Here is a 20,360-nt window from a genome sequence, read left to right on the forward strand (position 1 = left end):
TGGCGTCAGACGGCCGGGTACGCGTGGGTCTCCGCCGCCTTGACCGCGGCCCAGACCGGCTGCCCGGGAGCCAACCGGAGCTGGGCGGCGGCGGCCGGCGTGACGTCCGCCGCCACCCCGATCGGCCCGTCGAGCCGCACCCGCAGGTTGTCGCCGTGCCGCTGCACCCCGACCACGGTCGCCGCCCAGGTGTTGCGCGGGCTGCCCTCCGGCCGGGCCGGGTGCAGGGCCACCGCCGACGGCCGGAAGGCGACGAACGCGTCCCCGTCGATCCGGTCGGCGACGGTGAGGGTCAGCCCGTCGGCGACCCGGACGCGGTGCCCGTCGGCGCGGCCCCGGTGCAGGTTCAGCCCGACCAGCCGGGCCACGTAGTCGGTGCGGGGCCGCGCGGTGACCGTCGCGGCGTCGCCCTCCTGCACCACCCGCCCCTCCTCGACGATCACCAGCCGGTCGGCCAGCACCAGGGCGTCCAGCGGATCGTGGGTCACCAGCAGGGTGGCCCCCGGGTGCGCGGCGAGGTGCCGGTGCAGCTCGGCCCGGGTGTCCAGCTTGGTGCGCGCGTCGAGGGCGGCGAGCGGCTCGTCCAGCAGCAGCAGCGCCGGCGCGACGGCGAGCGCGCGGGCCAGCGCCACCCGCTGCGCCTGCCCGCCGGAGAGCTGCCGGGGCCGGCGGTGGGCGTGCTCGGCCAGGCCGACCCGGTCGAGCCAGGCGCGGGCGGTCTCCCGGGCGGCGCGCCGGTCGGCGCCGTGCCGCCGCGGCCCGAACGCCACGTTGTCCAGGGCCGTGAGGTGCGGGAAGAGCAGGTAGTCCTGGAACACCACGCCGACGGGTCGGCGCTCCGTCGGCGTCCAGGCGCGCCGCGCCGGCCGGTCCAGGTCGACGCCGTCGAGGGTGAGGTGGCCGGCGGTCAGCGGGAGCAGGCCCGCGAGGGCCCGCAGCGCGGTGGTCTTGCCCGCGCCGTTGGGGCCGAGCAGCGCGACGACCTCGCCGGCGGCGGCCCGCAGCGGCACGTCGAGGCGGAATCCGCCCCGGTCCACGACGAGGTGGGCGTCGAGCAGGGGCGCGCTCACGGGCTGGTGATCCAGCGGTCGCGCAGCCCGGCCAGGATGGCCACCGAGACGGTGAGCAGGACGAGGCTGAGCACCACGGCGGCCTGCACGTCCGTCTCCAGCGCCAGGTAGACCGCCAGCGGCATGGTCTGCGTCCGGCCGGGATAGTTGCCCGCGAAGGTGATGGTGGCACCGAACTCGCCGAGCGCCCGGGCCCAGCACAGCACCGCCCCGGCGGCCAGGCCGGGGGCCACCAGGGGCAGGGTGACGTGGGTGAACGTCGTCCATCGGCCCGCGCCGAGGGTCGCCGCCGCCTCCTCGTACCGGCGGTCCGCGCCGCGCAGCGCGCCCTCGACGGCGATGACGAGGAACGGCATCGCGACGAACGCCTCGGCCAGCACGACGCCGGCGGTGGTGAACGGCAGGGTGATCCCGAAGGTCGCGTCGAGCCAGCCGCCGAGCAGGCCCCGCCGGCCGAAGACCAGCAGCAGCGCCACCCCGCCGACCACGGGCGGCAGCACCAGCGGCACGGTGACGAGGGCGCGTACCAGGCGGCGGCCGGGGAACTCGACGCGGGCCAGCAGCCACGCCAGCGGCACCCCGAGCAGGAGGCAGAGCAGGGTGGCGAGGGTGGCGGTCAGCAGGGACAGCCGCAGCGCGGTGAGCACGCCCGGCTCGGTGAGCCGCTGCGGCAGGGTGGCCCACGGCGTACGGGCCAGCAGCCCGACCAGCGGCAGGACGAGGAACGCGAGGCCGAGCACGGCCGGCAGCAGCAGCGCGACCGGCGCCCCGGCGCTCCGCCGTCGCCGCACGCCGTCGGTACGACTCACGGTGCCTGGAAGCCGGCCCCGGTGAGCGCCGTCCGCCCCCGCTCCGAGCGGACGTACGCGACGAAGGCCCGCCCGCCGTCCCGGTTGGGCGCGTCCCGCAGCGCCACGATCGGGTAGTCGTTGACGGCGCGGGCGGACTCGGGGAACTCGACGGCGGTCACGTCGGCCGCGGCGGCCAGCGCGTCCGTGCGGTAGACGAGGGCCGCGTCGACCTCGCCGAGGCGCACCTTCGACAGCGCGCCCCGGACGTCCTGCTCCAGGGTGACCGGGGTGAGGCTGACCGAGGCGGCGTCGAGCGCCGTGCGCGCCGCCGCGCCGCAGGGCACCTGCTCGGCGCAGAGCGCGACGGTCAGCCCGGGGCGGGTCAGGTCGGCCAGCCCGGTCACGCCGCGCGGGTTGCCCTTCGGCACGGCGACGACGAGCTGGTTGCGGGCGAAGATGGCGGGGTCGCCGTCGGCGTTGCCGGCCTCGGTGACCGTGGCCATGTTCCGCGTCGCCGCCGCGGCGAACACGTCGGCCGGCGCGCCCTGGTTGATCTGGGCGGCCAGGGCCGAGCTGCCGGCGAAGTTGAAGACCACGGTGGTGCCCGGGTGGGCCGCCTCGAAGTCCCGGCCGAGCCGGGTGAACGACTCGGTCAGCGAGGCCGCGGCGAACACCGTCACCGTGCCGCCGACGCCCGTGCCGCCGGCCGGGCCCCCGGCGGCCGAGCCGCCGCCGCAGCCCGCCAGGCCCGCGAGGGCGAGCACCGTCGCCACCGTACGCGGCCAGCGCCGGCCCGGGCGTCCGGGCCGTGGCCGAGATGTCGCCGTCACGACGTCTGCCTCCCTCTGCCGCTGCTGGCCGGGGTGGTGGCCCGTTCCACCACCACCGTGGTCGACTTGATCACCGCGACGGCCAGCGAGCCGACCCGCAGGTCCAGCTCGTCGACGGCCTCCCGGCTCATCAGCGAGACGATCCGGAACGGCCCGGCCTGGATGTCGACCTGCGCCATGACGGTGTCCTTGACGACGTTGACCACGATGCCGCGCAGCCGGTTGCGGGCCGAGGAGGAGTCCGACCGCTCGTCGGGGTCGGCGGCCTGCCCGCGCGCGAACGCGGCGAGGTCGACCCCGTCGATCACCCGGTGCCCGTGCTCGTCGCGGCCGGCGGTGAGCCGGCCGGCGTCCACCCACCGGCGCACGGTGTCGGCGCTGACCCCGAGCAACTCGGCCGCCTCGCCGATGCGGAACGTCGTCACCGGCCCATCCTAACCATCCGGCAGATGCGATGGGTCAGCCCCCTTGACCCTCGCGAATGCCGTCCCCTGTGCGGCTGGCCCTGGCGTTCGCGGGAGGCGGCACGCATCGTGCGGTCGGCATGCGGGAAGGCGGCATGCGTCGGGGGTGGACGCCGCCGGGGCGGGCGACGTCGACGCACGGCGGGGTCGGCCGGCGGCACGGGCGCCGCCGCCGACGGGCCGGCGCCACGGGCCGTCGCGGCAGGGCGGGTCGGATAAACGGGTGCGGGCCGGGGCCGGCCGGCGACGCGGGCGCGATTCGGCCGGGGTGTCGACACGGACCGTGCCGGTCGCTTTCCGTACTGTCGCGGCGGTGCGGCGTGGACCACAATGGAGGGCTCGCGCGGGCGGCGACCGGGAGGCCGAGTTGGGTCAGGACAAGGAGACCGGCAGCGACTCGCCGGGACTGCCGGCCGTGGCGGCGGCGTCCGGTGGCGTGTCGCGGTCCAGGCAGGTGCGCCTGGCGGCGCTGCTGCTCCTGCTGGTGGTGGTCGCGGTCGCCGCGGTGCGGGTGATCGTCGCCAGCGGCCCGCCCACCTGGGACGAGCTGCGCGAGCGGGCCGGGCTGACCAACCGCGACAGGCTGCTCATCGGGGTGAAGGACGACCAGCCCGGGGTGGCGCAGAAGCTGGAGAACGGCGCGTTCGAGGGCTTCGACATCGACATCGCCTACATGATCGCCGAGGACCTGGGCTTCGACGCGCCGGAGGTGACGCTGCTGCCGATCGAGAGCGAGGACCGGGCCCGACGGCAGGCCCGCGACACCGACGGCAGCTTCGTCACGGTCGACCTGGTCATCGCCTCCTACAGCATCACCGAGGAGCGCCGGGACCAGGGCGTGGTCTTCTCCTTCCCCTACCTGGAGACCGAGCAGTCGGTGCTGACGCGGGCGTCCGACCGCCGGCAGGTCGCCAGCCTGCGGGACCTCGACAAGGCGAAGGTCTGCACGCTGGGGACGTCCACGTCGGAGCAGCGCCTGCGCGAGGCGGGCGCGAACCCGATCGGTCGCAACCGGATCAGCCAGTGCGTCCAGGCGCTCTACGACGGTGAGGTCGACGCCGTCACCACCGACGCGGCGATCCTGGCCGGCTTCGTGGGCCCGCGTCCGCCCGGCGAGCTGCCGCCGGCGACGAAGCTGCTGCGGCGTACGGAGCTGCGGCACTGGGACATCGGCGCGGACGCGGCAGAGAAGTGGGGGGTGAACACGGGGCCCAACCCGGCGATGCGGGACCTCGTCAACCTCTCCCTCTACCAGTCCGCGAAGGGCCCGGACGGCGATCGGTGGAAGGCGGCGTTCGACCGCTATCTGGCCTCGGAGCAGCAGTACAGCAACCCGCAGCAGGTGGCGGTCGGCCGGCAGCCGGAGCCCGAGGAGAAGGTGGAGGTGCGGCAGTGGCCGTGGGAGAGGTGGGCGCTGCCGTCTCCGAGCCGGCCGCCGTCGGGCGTCCGGACCGCCGCCCGGGAACGAAGCAGGCGCAACAGGCGCAGCAGTGGCTGCTGACGCTGTTGCCCGCGTTCCCGGTGCTGCTGCTCGTGCTGCGGCTGTGGCGGCTGAGCCGGCAGGACATGCCGACGATGCTGCTGCTGGTGCAGTACGTCAGCCCGCTCGGGCTGCTCAGCGCCCTGCTGATCGCGCTGGTGTGGGCGTTCCCGCTCGTCGTGCTGGTGCTGGCCGCCCTCGGCCGGCTGCTCCAGGTCAGCGCGCCTGACCGGTTCGACCCCGAACGCTCGCTGCTCGCCTACGGCACCGTGCGTACCCCCGGCTGGGTCCTGGTGGCGGCGATCGCGCTGGCCGCCCTCACCTGGCAGTTGCGGTTTCTGCCGCTGCTGTTGATGCTCGCCCTCGGGCTGCTGGCGCTGCGGACCCGGCTGCGCCACCCGGACCGGCCCCGCCGGCTCCTGGTCACCGGCCTGGTGCTGCCCGTCGTCGCGGGGGCCGCGAGCTACGCCTGCCTGGCGCCGGCCGTCGTGGCCGCCGCCCGGCACGGGGAGCTGGCCACGGCCCTGCTGCTGGTCGTGCCGCCGCTGGGGGCGGCGGTGCTCACCGGCCCGGTGCCGCGCCCGGTCGCCCCGGCGCTGACCCGCACCCTGGCGTACGCGGTGGCGGCGGTGGTGCCGCTGGTGATGGGCGTGGTCTTCCTGCGGGTCCCGTTGCTGCCCGCCGTCGCCGTGGAGGTCGGCGCCGAGTCGGGCCCGGCCCGGGAGGTGGTACGCGGCCAGGCGGTCACCGTCACCGACCGGATGACGATCGTGCTCGACGGGCGGGGCGAGGTGCGCTTCCTGCCCAACGACCTGGTACGCGGCCAGCGGCTCTGCCCCGACCCCGGGCGGATCCCGGTCAGCCGGGTCGACGTGTACGGCTGGCACGTGGAGGAGACGGCGCTGGACTGGATGATCCCCCGGCAGCCGGTGGGCCGGCCGGACCCGCGCTGCCTCGGCCGCCTGCCGGCCCCCGGTCCCGCCGCCCCGCCCTCCCCGGGCCCCCGCTGACCCAACGCGGGCCGCGTCCGCGGCCTGTCCGTCGACCGGCGGGCGGAACGGCGTCCCGTCCCGCCCGTGGCCGCGACCGGGCGGGTCAGCAGTTGCGCAGCTCGGGGGACTGGTTGAGCAGCTGGCCCCGGGCGGAGACGAACCGCCGGTAGGCGTCGGAGTCGACTGCCGCCGGGCGGAACGCGGCGACCCGGTGGCAGTTCTGGAACGCGAGCTTCACCTGGAAGTGCCGCTCCAGCCCGGCCCGGATGGCGTCGCTGGCGAGCGCCCGCAGCAGTTGGCCGCGCTCGGCGTCGGTGGGCGGCGGGATCACGTTGTCGGCGTGGTCCGTGCCGGTGGACTCCAGCTCGTCGACCACCCGACTGACGGTCTGCCAGGCGTACGGCAGCGAGTCGCGGACGCAGGCGATGAACTCGGTGTCGTCGACGGGACCGCGCTCGGCGGCGTCGAGCAGGGCGGGGGAGACGGTGAGAGACATGCTTCTCCTCGGGTTCACTGATAATGACTACGATTGCCATTACCGACTCGTGTCGAGCAGACCACGGGCGGCGACGCCCCGTCAAGCACCGACAGGCGCGCCGTGGCGACACAGCGTGACGTGCCGACACCGCAGGCGGTGAGCCGGGGAAGAGGTGGCGGTGGCGGTCAGCCCCGCCGGGCGGTGCGGCCCTTGAGGCGGCGGCCCAGCTCGCGGGCGATCTCCCGGTCGGCGTCCCGCGCGGCCAGCGCCTGCCGCTTGTCGTACGACTTGCGGCCCTTGGCCAGGGCGAGTTCGACCTTTGCCCAGCCGCCCGCGAAGTACATCGACAGCGGCACCAGGGTCAGCCCGCCCTCGCGGGTCTTCTCCAGGATCCGGGCGATCTCCACCCGGCGCAGCAGCAGCTTGCGGGTCCGTCGGGGCGCGTGGTTGGTCCAGCTGCCGAAGCCGTACTCGGCGATGTGCAGGCCGTGCAGCATGAGCTCGCCGTCGTGTTCCTGGGCGAACGCGTCGACCAGCGACGCCCGGCCCTCGCGCAGCGACTTGACCTCCGTGCCGGCCAGCACGAGACCCGCCTCGTAGGTCTTCAGGATCGTGTAGTCGTGCCGCGCCTTCTTGTTCGAGGCGATCAGCGTGCGCTCGGTCTGCCGGCCCGCGTTCACCCGGTGGAGGATATCCGCCCGGCGCCCCGGGTGACGGGCCTGGTGCCCGTTCAGAGCCGGCGGGCCTCCCCGGCCAGGCCGGCGAGCAGGCGGGCGACCGCGGGCGGGTGGTGCCGCCCGGCGGCGGTGGCCGCGTACACCCGGCGGGCCGGCGCGTCGTCGGCATGCAGGCGCAGCAGGGCCAGGTTGGCCGGGGCGGCCCGGACAGCCAGCGCCGGCACCAGCGCGACCCCGAGACCGGCCGCCACGCAGCCCAGCTTGCCGGTCCAGTCCGCGGCGACGATGTCCACCCGGGGCCGGAAGCCGGGCGGCATGGTGGCGCGCATCAATGGGTCCTCGCCGTTGGGCGACCCGGCGACGAACGGGTCGTCGGCCAGCTCCGCCAGGCGCACCGTGCGGCGCCGGGCCAGCCGGTGCTGCCGGGCGACCGCGACCAGCAGGCGCTCGTCGAGCAGGTGGTGCAGGTCGAAGCGCCCGGGGTCCAGCGGGCGGTCGGGCGGCGCGCTCACCACGGCGACGTCGGCGTCGCCGGCGAGCAGCCGCTCCAGCAGGTCCGGCGTCCGCCCCTCCACCACCGACAGGGCCACCCGCGGGTGCGCCTCCCGGAACCCGGCCAGCGCGCGCGGCACGAGGGCCGCCATCGCGGTCGGGAACGCGCCCACCCGCAGCCGGCCGCCACCCAGCCCGCGCAGCGCGTCGAGGTCCCGGTGCGCGGTGGCCAGCCGCTCCAGCACCGCGTCGGCGTGTGGCAGCAGGCACCGCCCCGGCTCGGTCAGCGCCACGCCGCGCGGAAGACGGTCGAACAGCACCACCCCGAGGTCCGCCTCCAGCGCGGCGACCTGCCGGGAGACCGCCGACTGCGTGTAGCGCAGCTCGCGGGCGGCGGCTGTGATCGAGCCGTGCCGGGCCACCGTCCGGAACACCTCCAGGGCCAGCGGTTGCATCCCGCGAGCGTACGCGACCCATGCGCCGTCTACATGGCGGCCATCGGAAAGATTCGTTGGTCGCATGGCAGCGCACTGCCTACGGTTTCCCGCATGACAAAGATCGCCGTACTCGGCACCGGGCGGATGGGGGCGTCGATCGCCCTGCGCCTGCTCGACGCCGGTCACCAGGTGACGGTGTGGAACCGCACCGCCGCCCGCGCCGCGCCGCTCGGGCAGGCCGGCGCGGACGTGGCCCGGACGCCGGCCGGGGCCGCCCGCGACGCCGAGGTCGCCATCACGATGCTCACCGATGCCGCCGCCGCCGAGGCGGTGCTGTTCGGGCCGGACGGGGCCGCCCCGGCCCTGCCGCCGGGCGCCTGCCTCGTCGAGATGTCCACCATCGGCCCGGCCGCCGTCCACGCTCTGGCGACGCGGCTGCCCGCCACCGTCGACCTCGTCGACGCCCCGGTGGGCGGGAGCGTGGCCGCCGCCCGCGCCGGCCGGCTGCGGGTGCTCGCCGGTGGCACCGACGACGCCGTCGCCCGGGTCGGCCCCGTCCTGGCGGCGCTCGGCGCCGTACGCCACTGCGGCGGCACCGGCAGCGGCGCCGCGCTGAAGCTCGTGCTCAACACGGCGTTGCTCGTGGCCCTCGGCGGGCTGGCCGACACCCTCGCGGTCGCCCGCGCCGTCGGCGTCGACCCGGCCGCCGCCCTCGACGCGCTGGCTGGCGGTCCGCTCGGCGGCGTGCTCGGGCGGGCCGCCGCCCGCGACGCCGACTTCCCGGTCGCCCTCGCCGGCAAGGATCTCGACCTGGCCCGCACCGCGCTCGGCGCCACCGAGGCCCCGCTGGTCCGGGCGACCCGCACCGTGCTCGACGCCGCCCCCGACCCAACCACCGACATCGCCACCCTCGTCAACCTGGAGTGCTCGTGAACCTCACCCTCGACAACCCGCCGGCTGTCGCCGCGCCGTTCGGCGACCGGTTCGCCCACGTGGCCCGCCTCGACCTGCCCGGCGGCGCCCTGCTGGTGCTCGCCGGCCAGGTCGCCGTCGACGACGCCGGCCACCTGGTCGGGCCGGGCGACATCGTCGCGCAGTCCGAACGGATCTTCGAGATCGTCGGCGGCGTGCTGTCGGCCCACGGCGCGGGACTGGCGGACGTGCTGCACATCCGGACGTTCATGACCGACCTCGGCGACCTGCCCGGGTACGCCTCGGTCCGGCGCCGGCTCTTCACCGCCACGCCCCCGCCCGCCAGCACGACGGTGGAGGTGAACCGCCTCTTCCTGCCGGGCGCGCTGATCGAGGTGGAGGTCACGGCCGCCGTCACCGGCCCGGGCGCCGCGGCCTGATCCGTGCCGGCCCGGTCACGTCCGGCGGTGGCCGGGCCGGCGTGCGTGGTCGCGGGCACCCTGGGCCGACCGCGGGGGCGGGGCGTCGCCGGACCAGCCGGGCGGCGGCGCGGGCCGGCCCCGCGACACGCCGTTAGCACGCTCGTTCGACACGCCGGCCACGTGGAGACATCGCACGATCGCAGCCAGTAGTCTCGGGCGGTCCTCGCCGGTCGGACGCGTCACGGCCACCCCGCCCGGCGGGGGCATCCGGTCAGCCCCGCCGCCCGAGGAGCGTCCGTGGAGTCGATGACCCGCCAGCGCCAGCCGTCCGGGGAGGACGACCACCCCGACGACGCCTCCGCCACCGCGCTGCTGCCGGAGCTTGAGGACGCGGATTGGATGCACCACGCGCGGGAGTTCGCCCACACCAGCTTCTGGGCGGTCGCCCGCCGACTGCCCCGGCTGGTCCGGGAGGCGGTCGCGCTGGCCTGGGCCACCAGCCGCCGGGACACCGTCGCCTCGATCGGCCTGAACGTCGCCGCCGGGGTGATGACCACCTTCGGGCTGCTCGCCACGACCAGCGTCCTGCGCGAGCTGTTCACCGCCGGGCCCACCCCGGACCGCGTCCGCGCCGCGCTGCCGGCGCTGACCCTGGCGGCGGCGGCCGTGGCCGCCCGGGGCGGGCTGACGATCGCGGCCGGCTGGGCGCAGGCCCGGCTGACCCCCCAGATCAACTACGAGGTCGAGCTGCGGCTCTTCGAAGCCACCACGGCGGTCGACCTGGCCGCGTTCGACGACGCCGGGTTCGCCGAGGAGATGGACCGGGCCCGGGACCGGGGCATGGGCGAGGCGGCCTACATCGTCGACCACACCGTCAACCTGGTCACCGGGGTGGTGGGAATGCTCGCCACCGCGGTGGCGGTGACGGTGATCCAGCCGGTGCTGCTGCCCTGCCTGCTGCTCGCGGCGGTGCCGCAGGCGGCCACCGCCGTCCGGATCGCCCGCCGGCAGTATCTGGCCATGCTGGCCAGGATCACCCGGCAGCGGCGGATGCGGATGCTGGCCCAGCTGATGGCCAACCGGCATACGGCCGCCGAGGTCCGGTCCTACCAGATGCGCGACTTCCTGCTCGCCGAGTACCGCGCCATGATGACCGTCGAGACCCGCGCCCACCTGCGGCTCGTCCGCGCGCAGACGACCACCCGGGTGGCCGGCGCGACCGCTGCTGGCCTCGCCACCTTCGGCGTCTACGCGGTCCTCGCCGCGCTGCTGCTGAACGGCATGGTCGCGCTCGCCGCCGCCGCGACCGCCCTGTTCGCCCTCCAGTCCGCCCGCACGAGCCTCAACGTCGCGGTCCTCGCCACGAACTCGCTCTACGAGGACGCCCTCTATTACCAGGACTACCGCGACTTCCTCGACCGGGCCGGGGCGCGGGTCCCGGCCGGCGGCGGGCGGGCGGTGGACGGGTTCGACGCGGTCGAGCTGGACCGCGTCAGCCTCCGCTACCCGGACACCGAGCGGCCGGCCGTCGACGAGGTCAGCCTCACCGTGCGGCGCGGCCAGGTGGTCGCCCTGGTCGGCGAGAACGGCTCCGGCAAGACGACCCTGGCCAAGCTCATCGCCGGGCTCTACCGGCCGACCGGCGGCGCGGTCCGCTGGGACGGGGTCGACGCCCGCGAGCTGGATCCGCGGGCCACGGGCGCGCACGTGGCGGTGATGACGCAGGACTGGTGGAAGTTCCCGTTCACCGCCCGGCAGAACATCCGCATCGGGCGGCACGACCGGGCGCCCGAGCGGCCGGGGCCCAGCGTGCGCGACGCCGCGCGCGCGGCGGCCGCGCACGACATAATCGCGGGCCTGCCCTTCGGGTACGACACCCTGCTCGACCGCGAGTTCAACGTGGCCTTAGCGAGGAATCCCGGTCGCTTCAGGGCCGGGAGGAATCGCGTCACGAGCCTGGACGTTTCTGGTTTTCGATGTACTCGCGGATGGCGGCTAGGGGTGCCCCACCGCACGATCCGGCAAAGTACGACGGTGACCATAGGTGGCCGTGCGTGATGTGCCGGTTGATCCGGCCGGTGAACTCCTGCCGAAGGTAGTGCGTGGAGACGCCCTTGAGTCTGTTGACCAGGGTCGATATCGGTAGCTTCGGCGGGTAGTGGACGAGGAGATGGACGTGGTCGTCTTCGCCGTTGAACTCCCGCAGTTCCGCACCGAGCTTGGCGCACACGTCAGCCATGATGTGCCCGCACCGGGCGAGCATGGCGTCATCGAGCACGTCCCGCCGATTCTTGGTGACGAAGACAAGATGTACGTGCAGGTTGTGCACGACGCTCCGACCGCGGCGAAAATTCGGATCTGGGGTCCATCGGGGTGACATAGACAAGAATGTTAGACTGTGGACGTGAAGGTCGTCGTGCAGGTGCGCCTGTTCCCCAACGCCGACCAGGAGGCGGCGTTGCGGAACACGCTGAGCCTGTGCAACGAGGCCGCCAATCTCGCCTCGGTTGAGGCGTTCCAGCGGCGAGTCCACGCGAAACAGGCGCTCCAGCGGCTTACCTACGGCCGCTTGAAGGCCCTGGGCTTGTCGGCGCAGCCGGCGATCCACGTCGCCCGCAAGGTTGCCGGCGCGTACGCCACCCTGAACGCCAACATTCGTGCCGGAAATCTCGGCAAGCCCGGGTCGAAACGCCGCCGCAACGCCGAGGCGAAGCCGATCGGATTCCGTCGGGACGCCGCGCAGCCGTTCGACGACCGCTGCCTGTCCTGGCAGATGCCCACCCGCACGGTCTCCATCTGGACCATCGCGGGGCGGCAGGCCGGCATCCGATTCGGCTGCTCCGCGCAGCAGTACGCGGTGCTGTCCGCCCACCGCAAGGGCGAATCCGATCTGGTGCACCGTGACGGCAAGTGGTACCTGCACGCCACCTGCGACATCCCTGATGTTGAGGTGAAGGAGCCTGACGGGTTCCTCGGCGTCGACCTGGGCATCGCGAACATCGCCACCACCAACGACGGGACCCGGCACTGCGGCAAGGGTTTGAACCGGGTGCGTCACCGTAACCAGCGGCTACGGGCCAAGCTCCAACGCATCGGCACCAAATCGGCCAAGCGGCTGTTGAAGGCCCGCCGCCGCAAGGAAGCCCGGTTCGCGGCCGACACCAACCATCGCATCGCCAAGCAGATCGTGACCGAGGCCGAACGCACCGGCCGCGGCATCGCCCTGGAGAACCTCACGGGCATCCGCGACCGGGTACGGCTCCGACGGCCCCAGCGGGTCACACTGCACAGGTGGGCGTTCCACCAACTCGGCCAGTTCATCGCCTACAAAGCGACACGAGCCGGGCTGGCCCTCGTCCACGTCGATCCGGCGTACACCTCGCAGGGCTGCTCCACCTGCGGGCACACCGCCAAAGCCAACCGCCCCCACCAATCCACCTTCCGATGCACGTCCTGCGGCTTCGCTGAGCACGCCGACGTGAACGCAGCCCGCAACATCGCCACACGCGGTGCCACGGACTGGGCAGCAGTCAGCCTGCCGAACGCGGCGTGACCGATACAGCCAGCATCGAGCACGATCTGCAAGCTCGGCCCTTCAAGGCCCGAGAAGCTGACGGACGGCCAGGACCTCTCCGGCGGGCAGTGGCAGCGGCTCGTCGCCGCCCGGGGCCTCTACCGGCACGCCGCCCTGTTGATCTGCGACGAGCCGTCGGCCGCCCTGGACGCGCGGGCCGAACACGCGCTCTTCCAGCACCTGCGTCGCCGTCCCGACCGGGCCGTCGTGCTGATCACCCACCGGCTGGCCAACGTCCGGCACGCCGACCAGATCTTCGTGATGGAGCAGGGCCGGCTCGTCCAGCAGGGCACCCACGACGAGTTGATGTCGGCCGACGGCCTCTACCGGGAGCTGTTCGACCTGCAGGCCAGCGGCTACCTCGCCCGTTCCCCGGCGGCCGGCGACGGCCTGCCCCGCTGACCGGCCGCCCCGCCGGTGGCCGTGCGGTCCGCTGGCCGGCGGCCCGACGTCGGCGGGCGAGGCGCACCGGAGACCGACGAGCGGTCCGGGTGGCTCCGGTGTTGACTTCCAGCGCACTCGAATTCCTAGCGTGGCCGGGACGTCCGGCGGACCCACGCCGGGCGCGGCGACACGAGGAGCACGAGCATGCGTTACCGCGTCCTGGGCGGCACCGGCATCGAGGTGAGCGTCCACGCCCTCGGCACGATGATGTTCGGCGCGGTCGGCAACCCCGACCACGACGACTGCGTCCGGATCATCCACGCCGCCCTCGACCGAGGCGTCAACCTGGTCGACACCGCCGACATGTACTCGGCCGGCGAGAGCGAACGCATCGTCGGCCGGGCGCTGCGGGGCCGCCGGGACGACGTCGTGCTCGCCACCAAGGTGCACTTCCCGATGGGGGAGGGGCGCAACCGGGGCGGCAACTCCCGACGCTGGATCATGCGGGCCGTCGAGGACAGCCTCCGTCGGCTCGACACCGACTGGATCGACCTCTACCAGGTGCACCGCCCCGACCACACCACCGACATCGAGGAGACCCTCGGCGTCCTGAGCGACCTCGTCCGGGCCGGCACGATCCGGGCGTTCGGCTGCTCCACCTTCCCGGCCGAGGAGATCGTCGAGGCGCAGCACGTCGCCGAGCGGCGCGGCCTCGGCCGGTTCCGCACCGAGCAGCCGCCGTACTCGATCCTGGCCCGGGGCATCGAGGCCGACGTGCTCCCGGTCTGCCAGCGGTACGGCATGGGGGTGCTCGTCTGGAGTCCGCTCGCCTCGGGCTTCCTGTCCGGCCGCTACCGCCACGGCCGCCCCGTCGACCTGGCCGCCGGCCGACCCGCGCTCACCCCGGCCCGGTTCGACCCGTCGATCCCCGGCAACGCCGCCAAGTACCAGGCGGTCGAGCGGCTGGTCGAGCTGGCCGGGGACGTCGGCTGCTCGCTGCCGGAGCTGGCCGTGGCGTTCACCGTGGCCCACCCCGGGGTCACCTCGGCGATCCTCGGGCCGCGGACGATGGAGCAGCTCGACGGGCTGCTCGCCGGCGCCGCGCTGACCCTCGACGACGCCACGCTGGACCGGATCGACGAGATCGTCCCACCCGGCACCGACCTGTACGCCCCGGACGGCGTCTGGCGCCCGCCGGCGCTCACCGATCCGGCCCGCCGTCGCCGCCCGACCGCCGACCGGCCCGCCGCCTGACCGCCGGCAGCCCGCCTAATCACCTGGCGCGGATCATGCTCGGGGAGGCAGACTTCGGGGGTGGATCATCGGGCGATGGTGGGGCTGAGCAAGCGGATGTCGCTGGCGTTGCGGCACCAGCCCGCCCGGTTCGGCCTCGCGCCCGACGGGGCCGGCTGGGTGCCGGTCGACGACCTGCTCACCGCGCTGCGGGTCGACCGCGTCGACCTCGACGCCGTCGTCGCCGGCAACGACAAGCAGCGCTTCGCCGTCGAACGCGGCCCCGACGGCGTCGAGCGGATCCGGGCCAACCAGGGGCACTCCATCCCGGTCGACCTGGGGCTCACGCCGTGTCCGCCGCCGGCGCGGCTCTACCACGGCACCAGCAGCGTCGCCCTCGACTCCATCCGGGCGACCGGCCTGCACCGGGGCGGCCGGCACCACGTCCACCTGTCACCGGACGTGGTGACCGCCCGGCAGGTGGGCGCCCGCCGGCGGGGAGACGTGGTGATCCTGACGGTGGACGCGGCGGGGATGGCCCGCGACGGGCACGCCTTCTACCGCAGCGCCAACGGGGTCTGGCTCACCGACGCGGTGCCCGCCCGCTACCTCGCGGTCTGACCGGCCACGCCCCGAGCCCGACGGAGCCGGCGCTGGACGATACGGGCCCGGGTCAGGCCGCGCGTCGGCACCGGGCCCGGGTCAGGCAGTGCGGTGCCGACCGGGGCAGGCAACGCGGTGCGGCCCGGGTCAGGCCGCGCGGTGCCGGCCCCCCGGGGTCAGGCCGCCCGCTGCGCGAGGAAGTCGGCGAGCACCCGGGTGTGGGTGGAGAAGGCCAACTCCGTCGGCTCGGTGAGCACCAGCCACTCGGTGGCCTCCTCGGTGGGTGCCGAGGGCGGCAGCGCCTCGGCCCGCTGCTCGGGCAGCTCCCCGAAGACCATCATCGTGCCGCCGGCCGGGGCGCTGTGCACCGCGAAGAGGCGGGCGTCGGCGGCGTCGGCGCGCAGGCCGGTCTCCTCCCACAGCTCCCGGACCAGGGCGTCCTGCCACTCCTCGCCGTACTCGATGAAGCCGCCCGGCAGCGCGAGCAGGCCGCGCGCCGGCTCGATGTCCCGGCGGACGACGACCACGCCGAGGCCCGCGTCCGTGCGGACCGGCAGCACCGCCACCGCGACGGGCAGCGGGTTGCGCCAGACGGTCTCGCCGCAGGCCGCACAGACCCGCGGCCACCGGGCCGCCGCCGGGTAGGCCACGCCGCAGAAGGAGCAGTGGGAGTACGCGGCGGCCGTCATGCCGAAGCACGTTACCCGCCCCGCTCCGGAGCCGCCCGGCAGCGGTCCTGCGGTCACGAACCGCCCGCGCGGAGGGCGTCGCGGGCCTCCATCAGGGCGAAGCCGAGCAGGTTCGCGCCCTGCCATGTCCGCGGATCCTCCGTGCGCGGATCGTCGGCGGCCAGCCCGATGCCCCAGACGCGGTCCACCGGGCTGGCCTCCACGAGCACCCGCTCGCCGGTGGTCAGCAGGAACGCCCGCAGATCGTCGTGCTGGCCGAACTTGGCGACGCTGCCCGCCACCACGATGTCGTAGCGTCGGGCCGCCCAGGTCGCCTCGTCGAAACCGCGCACGCGGCGGCCGAGCGACTTGGCGCGGTGCGGGTGCCCGGCCGCCAGGACCTGGGCGGCGACGTCCGCGTCGCCGAACAGGATCGCCTTGTGCCACATCATCCAGTGCTCGGCGGTGGCATACGTCCGGCCGCCGTCGCGGAACGGGGCCGGCCACCACTGGCTCAGGCAGCCGGGCCCGACGCCGCCGTCGCGGCGCGGCCGGTGGCCCCAGAAGTGCAGGTAGCGGACCCTCTCGCCGGCCTGCGTGGCGGCGACGAGGTCGGCGACGGATCGCGGCGACATGCCGGAGAGTCTGCCCGACGGCTCCGACAGAACGCCGCACGTCTCTCCGGCGGCGGCGCCCTCAGCGGTCGCCGTCGTCGTCGGGCGCGTCGCCGGGCCGCCCGCGTAGCCGCCGTTCGCGCATGCCTCGGGCGAGCTCGGTCGCGAGGGCCTGCAGGGGCGGCGTCCAGAACCGACGGAAGTGGTCGAGCCACTGGTCGACCTCCCGCAGGGGCCGGGGGTCGACGGCGTAGAGCCGCCGGGTCCCCTCCGCGCGCACGGTGGCGAAGCCGTTGTCCCGCAACACCTTGAGGTGCTGCGAGACGGCGGGCTGGGAGATCCCGAACTCGCGCCGGATCACGTCGCACAGCCCGCCGGCGGTCATCTCACCGTCGGTGAGCAGTTCGAGGATGCGGCGCCGCACCGGGTCGCCGAGCACATCGAAGGCGTGCACCCGTCATTTATATCAACTTCAACTTAATTAGGCGAGATCTGATGAACGCGGGTCGGTGTCGGAGACGCGACGGCCCGTCGTACGCCGGTGCGCCCTGACCCCGACCACCCGCGGCGCCGCGCCGGCCGTCGTCGCCCCCTGGGATCGCCGGCCCCGGGCGACGATGTCGCACCCGTGGTCCATGATCCTTGTCGTGACGGCGGCGCCGGGTCCATCCGGCGTCGGCGTGGTCACGGCGGCGCCGCGCGGCGGCGGACGGGAGGTTCGGACAGTGGCAGACGCGGAACTGGCCGCGTGGAGACGGCGCAGCACCGTGCGGGTGGTGCCGCCCGCGCGGCCCCGCAAGCTGGCCAAGGTGCCCTTCGTGGAGCTGGCCGACGGGCGGTTGCAGGGCGTGGTGTCCAGCGGGTCGGACGTCGAGCGGGTCTACGTGTCCTCGATCGCGGCCGGCACCCACGCCTACCACTGCAGCACCAACAACAACCGCCCCTGCGGCGGGCTGCGCGGTGCCCTGTGCAAGCACCTGCACGCCCTGGTGGACGAGGCCGTCCTCCAGTACGGCGTCGACCGGGTCGCCCGCTACCTGCGGGTCGAGGTCGGCGACGGGGCGAGCAGCGGCGCGGACCTGATCGCCACCCTGGACGCGCGGCACGAGCCGACGCCCGCCGCGGTCGTGTTCAGCCGCTTCCTGCGCCACCTGTCCTATCTGGAACTCCCCGGCAGCACGGTGCCCCTGCCCGAGCTGCACTGGTTCCCAGCCACCGGGGCGGGCCGCTGATGCTCGGCACGCAGCTCGCCGTCCTGCGTGACGGCGCACCGACCGGTCTGACCGACGCCCTCGATCTCGTCGCCGGTCTCGACGGCGCCCTGGTCCGTGGGTTCGCCCGGGTCAACGAGGAGGACGCGGCGGCGCTGGCCGCGCTGGCCGGAGCGCTCGCCCCCACCCCGCTCGGCGACCTGGTGGCCGAGGCGGTCGGAAAGGTGACCGCCGGTTCGGTGACCGAGGACCATCTCGTCGCCCTCGCCGGTGCCCGGTGCGCGCTGCTCGGCGCGGCCCACGACGCGTTGCTCGGGCAGCTCGACACCGCCCTCGGCCGGGCGCGCGCGCCCTGGGCGCAGGGCCCGCCCGGGCCCGCGGCGGACGCGCCGCCGCCGCTCGCCGGCGTCCGCGCGTGGCTGCACGAGCTGGCGCTCGCGGGGTGGGGCGGCGTCGACCACGAGCTCGTCGCCGCGGCCGCGACGCCGATCGAGGCCGCGCTCGCCGAGCCGGGCCTGCGTCGGCTGGCGGTGCTGCTCGACGGCCTGGCCGCCGAGCTGCGGGCCTGCGCGCCGGTCGCCACGATGGCGCATCCGCCGGTCCGGCGCTGGGCCGACCTGTGGGCGCGGGGCCTGCTGCTCGCCCAGGACGCGGCGGCCGTGACCGCCCCGCCGGCCGTCGAGGAGGTGTCCGGGCGGCTCCTCGTGCTCGGTGTCGACGTGCACGAGCACGACACCGCCGTGCAGGCACAGGTGCACGGCATCCTCGAACCGGCCGGCGGTGGGACGCCCCGCCTGGTCCGCGCCGCCGTCGGGGCGGTCAAGGTGGAGACGATCGTCGGGCCGGCGCTGTGGCGCCTGCTGGATGCCCACCCCGTGCTGTTGGCCGCGCTGGCCGAACGGCGGGGCCTGACGGTCAGCGGCCTTCCGCTGCGCGGCGCGGATCTGATCTGGCGTGACGACCGGGCGCGACCCGGCGAGGCAGCCGACCCGTTCGCCACCGCGCGGGTCCTGCTGCCGGCGGCGGTCGCGGCGGCGCCGGCGCCGCTGGACCGGCACCCGGTCGGGATCGCCGAGCCCGTCCTGCTGGAGGGCTACACCGTGCGCGACGACGACGGCGCGCTCACCGTCGAGCTCGACGGCCATCCGCTCGCCGTCGCGGTCGACCGGCTGCCGTCCTGCGGCCCGCTCACGCCCGACCTGGTCGCGGCCTCGTCGGCGTGCCTCGGCCTGATCCGGTGGGACGACGGCCGGTGGCTGCTCCAGCCGCTGGCGGTGCAGGCCACCGTCAAGCGCAAGCCGGTCGGCGCGCACACCGGCGACTGGGCGTGCGGAGTCACCGACCCGAAGGCCGCCAAGGCCGACGCCAAGGCGGGCGACGCCGTGGCGGTGCTACGCGAGCGCGCGGGACGGTTGCTGCGCCGATGACCGACTCCCTCGCCCCCGCGGACCACGCCGACGCCAACCGACGCCAGGTGCTCTACTGGCGCCTGCTCGCCCGGCTCTTCGACCCCGACGAGCAGCCCGCCCTGGAGTCGGCCAGCATGGCGGTCGTCGACGACCTCGGCCTGCCGGCCGCCCTGCTGGACCCGGCGGTGTCGGTGGACACCGTCGTCCAGCGCTTCCCGGCCCTCGCCGCCGAGCTGCGCGGCCTGCTCCAACCGGGGCAGGACGCGGGCGCGGGCCAGCCGCCGGCCGGTGGGCACACCCCGCCCGGCCCCGCCGCCACGACCGACGCCGGGGCCGGCGCCGACACCGGATCGGGCGCCACGACGGGCACCGGGTCGGGCATCGACCTCGGGCCCGGCGTCGACACCAGGCCGGGCGCCCCGGCGGGGGCCAGCCCCGCCAGCACGACGGGCGCCGGATCCGGCGCGGTGGCGGACACGGTGTCCGGCGCCGTCGGGTCGGGCGGTGCGGGATCGGGCGGTGACGGGCCGGCGACCGGGCCGGGCGCCGCGGAGGTACGCCGCGCCGCGCTGGTGTCGAAGCTGCTGCTCAACGTGTTCGCCACCGGCCACGGGGCGGTCGATGCCGGTCAACTGGCCCGGTGGCAGTCCGACGCGGGCTGGTTCGAGCAGGCGCTCGGCCTGGAGCCCGGGGGGCTGCGCCGGCAGGGCGGTGCCGACGGCCTCGGCGGGGTGCTCGCCGGCCTCGAGGGCGACCTGGTTCGCCGGATGCACCTGCGGGAGGTGCTGGCCGACCCGGTGCTGGCCAGCCGGCTGACGCCGAGCATGTCGCTGATCGAGCAACTGCTGCGGGACAAGGCCAACCTCTCCGGCGTGGCCCTGGCCAACGCCAAGGCGCTCATCCGCCGCTTCGTCGACGAGGTCGCGGAGGTGCTGCGTACGCAGGTCGCGCAGACCAGCGTCGGCGTCGTCGACCGGTCCGTGCCGCCGAAGCGCGTGTACCGCAACCTCGACCTCGACCGCACCATCTGGCAGAACCTGCCCAACTGGAGCCCGGAGGACGAGCGCCTCTACGTCGACCGGCTCTACTACCGGCAGACGGCCCGCCGGGTCACGCCGGCCCGGCTGATCGTGGTGGTGGACCAGTCGGGCTCCATGGTCGACTCGATGGTCAACTGCACCATCCTCGCGTCGATCTTCGCCGGGCTGCCCAAGGTGGACGTGCACCTGATCGCGTACGACACGCGGGCGCTGGACCTGACGCCGTGGGTGCACGACCCGTTCGAGGTGCTGCTGCGCACCAACCTGGGCGGCGGCAACGACGGCCCGGTCGCGATGGCGCTGGCCCGCCCCAAGATCGTCGAGCCGAGGAACACGGTCATGGTGTGGATCTCGGACTTCTACGAGTTCAACCGCTCCCAGCCGCTGTTCGACGGCATCGAGGCGGTGCACCGCTCCGGGGTGCGGTTCATCCCGGTCGGCTCGGTCAACAGCTCGGGCCAGCAGAGCGTCAACCCCTGGTTCCGGCAACGCTTCAAGGACCTGGGCACGCCGGTGATCTCCGGCCACATCCGCAAACTCGTCTTCGAGCTCAAGAGCTTCCTCACCTAGGAGAACGAA

At 75.0% G+C, this 20,360-nt stretch carries 21 protein-coding genes and 3 pseudogenes; 13 read left to right on the top strand and 11 right to left on the bottom strand.

Translation table 11 applies throughout. The annotated features are described in order from the left end of the window. Window positions 1–5: 5 nt before the first annotated feature. From ACGF5C_RS08825 to ACGF5C_RS08840, 4 genes are read right to left on the bottom strand one after another with little or no spacing between them, the layout of a single operon-like run. Window positions 6–1,070 (bottom strand): ABC transporter ATP-binding protein, encoded by a 1,065-nt coding sequence (locus ACGF5C_RS08825; RefSeq protein ID WP_393298503.1) that lies wholly within the window; start codon window positions 1,068–1,070, stop codon window positions 6–8. Further along, window positions 1,067–1,879, bottom strand: coding sequence for an ABC transporter permease (locus ACGF5C_RS08830; protein ID WP_393298506.1), 813 nt, complete (start codon window positions 1,877–1,879; stop codon window positions 1,067–1,069). Before ACGF5C_RS08830 ends, ACGF5C_RS08825 begins: the two co-directional genes overlap by 4 nt. Further along, window positions 1,876–2,634 (bottom strand): molybdate ABC transporter substrate-binding protein, encoded by a 759-nt coding sequence (modA, locus tag ACGF5C_RS08835; RefSeq protein WP_393299136.1) that lies wholly within the window; start codon window positions 2,632–2,634, stop codon window positions 1,876–1,878. Before modA ends, ACGF5C_RS08830 begins: the two co-directional genes overlap by 4 nt. Before the next feature lie 53 nt (window positions 2,635–2,687). Continuing rightward, window positions 2,688–3,116: a molybdopterin-binding protein gene (locus ACGF5C_RS08840; protein ID WP_393298509.1), complete on the bottom strand. Its 429-nt coding sequence runs from the start codon at window positions 3,114–3,116 to the stop codon at window positions 2,688–2,690. Window positions 3,117–3,468: 352 nt separating this feature from the next. On the opposite strand from ACGF5C_RS08840, the gene ACGF5C_RS08845 reads away from it, so the two are divergent. Further along, window positions 3,469–4,656 carry a transporter substrate-binding domain-containing protein gene (locus tag ACGF5C_RS08845; protein ID WP_393298512.1) on the top strand — a complete coding sequence of 396 codons (1,188 nt, stop codon included), beginning with the start codon at window positions 3,469–3,471 and terminating at the stop codon, window positions 4,654–4,656. Then, window positions 4,548–5,645 carry a hypothetical protein gene (locus ACGF5C_RS08850; RefSeq protein ID WP_393298515.1) on the top strand — a complete coding sequence of 366 codons (1,098 nt, stop codon included), beginning with the start codon at window positions 4,548–4,550 and terminating at the stop codon, window positions 5,643–5,645. Before ACGF5C_RS08845 ends, ACGF5C_RS08850 begins: the two co-directional genes overlap by 109 nt. Window positions 5,646–5,730: 85 nt before the next feature. Here the strand turns inward: ACGF5C_RS08850 and ACGF5C_RS08855 are convergent, their stop codons facing one another. The 3 genes from ACGF5C_RS08855 to ACGF5C_RS08865 all read right to left on the bottom strand — a co-directional run bounded on the left by ACGF5C_RS08855 (window position 5,731) and on the right by ACGF5C_RS08865 (window position 7,729). Continuing rightward, the gene (locus tag ACGF5C_RS08855) at window positions 5,731–6,123 is read right to left on the bottom strand and encodes an SCO5389 family protein (RefSeq protein WP_393298517.1); all 393 of its coding nucleotides are present in this window, start codon (window positions 6,121–6,123) and stop codon (window positions 5,731–5,733) included. A gap of 167 nt (window positions 6,124–6,290) precedes the next feature. Continuing rightward, window positions 6,291–6,785, bottom strand: coding sequence for an SsrA-binding protein SmpB (smpB, locus tag ACGF5C_RS08860; protein ID WP_393298520.1), 495 nt, complete (start codon window positions 6,783–6,785; stop codon window positions 6,291–6,293). 50 nt (window positions 6,786–6,835) lie between these two features. After that, a complete protein-coding gene (locus ACGF5C_RS08865; RefSeq protein ID WP_393298523.1) occupies window positions 6,836–7,729 on the bottom strand; it encodes a LysR family transcriptional regulator in 894 nt (297 codons plus the stop codon). Between the two features lie 93 nt (window positions 7,730–7,822). Here ACGF5C_RS08865 and ACGF5C_RS08870 point away from each other — a divergent pair, with 93 nt between their 5' ends. From ACGF5C_RS08870 to ACGF5C_RS08880, 3 genes are all read left to right on the top strand, one after another. Continuing rightward, on the top strand, window positions 7,823–8,644 hold the full coding sequence (locus tag ACGF5C_RS08870; protein WP_393298526.1) for an NAD(P)-dependent oxidoreductase: 822 nt from the start codon (window positions 7,823–7,825) through the stop codon (window positions 8,642–8,644). Beyond that, window positions 8,641–9,063 carry a RidA family protein gene (locus ACGF5C_RS08875; RefSeq protein WP_393298529.1) on the top strand — a complete coding sequence of 141 codons (423 nt, stop codon included), beginning with the start codon at window positions 8,641–8,643 and terminating at the stop codon, window positions 9,061–9,063. Before ACGF5C_RS08870 ends, ACGF5C_RS08875 begins: the two co-directional genes overlap by 4 nt. Window positions 9,064–9,351: 288 nt before the next feature. Next, complete coding sequence (locus ACGF5C_RS08880; protein ID WP_393299139.1) at window positions 9,352–11,103, top strand: ATP-binding cassette domain-containing protein; 1,752 nt, start codon at window positions 9,352–9,354, stop codon at window positions 11,101–11,103. Here the strand turns inward: ACGF5C_RS08880 and tnpA are convergent. Further along, window positions 10,994–11,425, bottom strand: coding sequence for an IS200/IS605 family transposase (gene tnpA / locus ACGF5C_RS08885; RefSeq protein ID WP_393298532.1), 432 nt, complete (start codon window positions 11,423–11,425; stop codon window positions 10,994–10,996). The genes ACGF5C_RS08880 and tnpA overlap by 110 nt on opposite strands. Window positions 11,426–11,449: 24 nt before the next feature. Here tnpA and ACGF5C_RS08890 point away from each other — a divergent pair, with 24 nt between their 5' ends. From ACGF5C_RS08890 to ACGF5C_RS08905, 4 genes and pseudogenes are all read left to right on the top strand, one after another. Beyond that, a complete protein-coding gene (locus tag ACGF5C_RS08890) occupies window positions 11,450–12,598 on the top strand; it encodes an RNA-guided endonuclease InsQ/TnpB family protein (protein WP_393298535.1) in 1,149 nt (382 codons plus the stop codon). 63 nt (window positions 12,599–12,661) lie between these two features. Continuing rightward, window positions 12,662–13,021: pseudogene (locus ACGF5C_RS08895) on the top strand (ATP-binding cassette domain-containing protein); the annotation flags it as partial. A 186-nt stretch (window positions 13,022–13,207) separates the two neighbouring features. Beyond that, a complete protein-coding gene (locus ACGF5C_RS08900) occupies window positions 13,208–14,257 on the top strand; it encodes an aldo/keto reductase (RefSeq protein WP_393298538.1) in 1,050 nt (349 codons plus the stop codon). Between the two features lie 60 nt (window positions 14,258–14,317). Further along, window positions 14,318–14,857 (top strand): RNA 2'-phosphotransferase, encoded by a 540-nt coding sequence (locus ACGF5C_RS08905; protein WP_393298541.1) that lies wholly within the window; start codon window positions 14,318–14,320, stop codon window positions 14,855–14,857. A gap of 158 nt (window positions 14,858–15,015) precedes the next feature. Here the strand turns inward: ACGF5C_RS08905 and ACGF5C_RS08910 are convergent, their stop codons facing one another. From ACGF5C_RS08910 to ACGF5C_RS08920, 3 genes are all read right to left on the bottom strand, one after another. Beyond that, complete coding sequence (locus ACGF5C_RS08910) at window positions 15,016–15,528, bottom strand: NUDIX domain-containing protein (protein ID WP_393298544.1); 513 nt, start codon at window positions 15,526–15,528, stop codon at window positions 15,016–15,018. 53 nt (window positions 15,529–15,581) lie between these two features. Then, window positions 15,582–16,142 carry an NADAR family protein gene (locus ACGF5C_RS08915; RefSeq protein ID WP_393298547.1) on the bottom strand — a complete coding sequence of 187 codons (561 nt, stop codon included), beginning with the start codon at window positions 16,140–16,142 and terminating at the stop codon, window positions 15,582–15,584. Window positions 16,143–16,203: 61 nt separating this feature from the next. Continuing rightward, entirely contained in the window at window positions 16,204–16,575 is a 372-nt protein-coding gene (locus ACGF5C_RS08920) for a metalloregulator ArsR/SmtB family transcription factor (protein WP_357461723.1), read from the bottom strand. Between the two features lie 271 nt (window positions 16,576–16,846). Between ACGF5C_RS08920 and ACGF5C_RS08925 the strand changes: the two genes are divergently transcribed. The 4 genes and pseudogenes from ACGF5C_RS08925 to ACGF5C_RS08940 form a co-directional block, all read left to right on the top strand. Continuing rightward, window positions 16,847–17,353 carry a hypothetical protein gene (locus ACGF5C_RS08925; protein WP_393298550.1) on the top strand — a complete coding sequence of 169 codons (507 nt, stop codon included), beginning with the start codon at window positions 16,847–16,849 and terminating at the stop codon, window positions 17,351–17,353. Continuing rightward, window positions 17,353–18,759 (top strand): hypothetical protein, encoded by a 1,407-nt coding sequence (locus ACGF5C_RS08930; protein ID WP_393298553.1) that lies wholly within the window; start codon window positions 17,353–17,355, stop codon window positions 18,757–18,759. Before ACGF5C_RS08925 ends, ACGF5C_RS08930 begins: the two co-directional genes overlap by 1 nt. Then, window positions 18,756–19,043 (top strand): annotated as a pseudogene (locus ACGF5C_RS08935) (VWA containing CoxE family protein); the annotation flags it as partial. The gene ACGF5C_RS08930 and the pseudogene ACGF5C_RS08935, both read left to right, overlap by 4 nt. Before the next feature lie 165 nt (window positions 19,044–19,208). Continuing rightward, a pseudogene (locus ACGF5C_RS08940) lies at window positions 19,209–20,351 on the top strand (VWA domain-containing protein); the annotation flags it as partial. Between the last annotated feature and the right edge of the window lie 9 nt (window positions 20,352–20,360).

The sequence above is a fragment of the Micromonospora sp. NPDC047620 genome (assembly GCF_043205005.1).
Taxonomy (GTDB): Bacteria; Actinomycetota; Actinomycetes; order Mycobacteriales; family Micromonosporaceae; genus Micromonospora.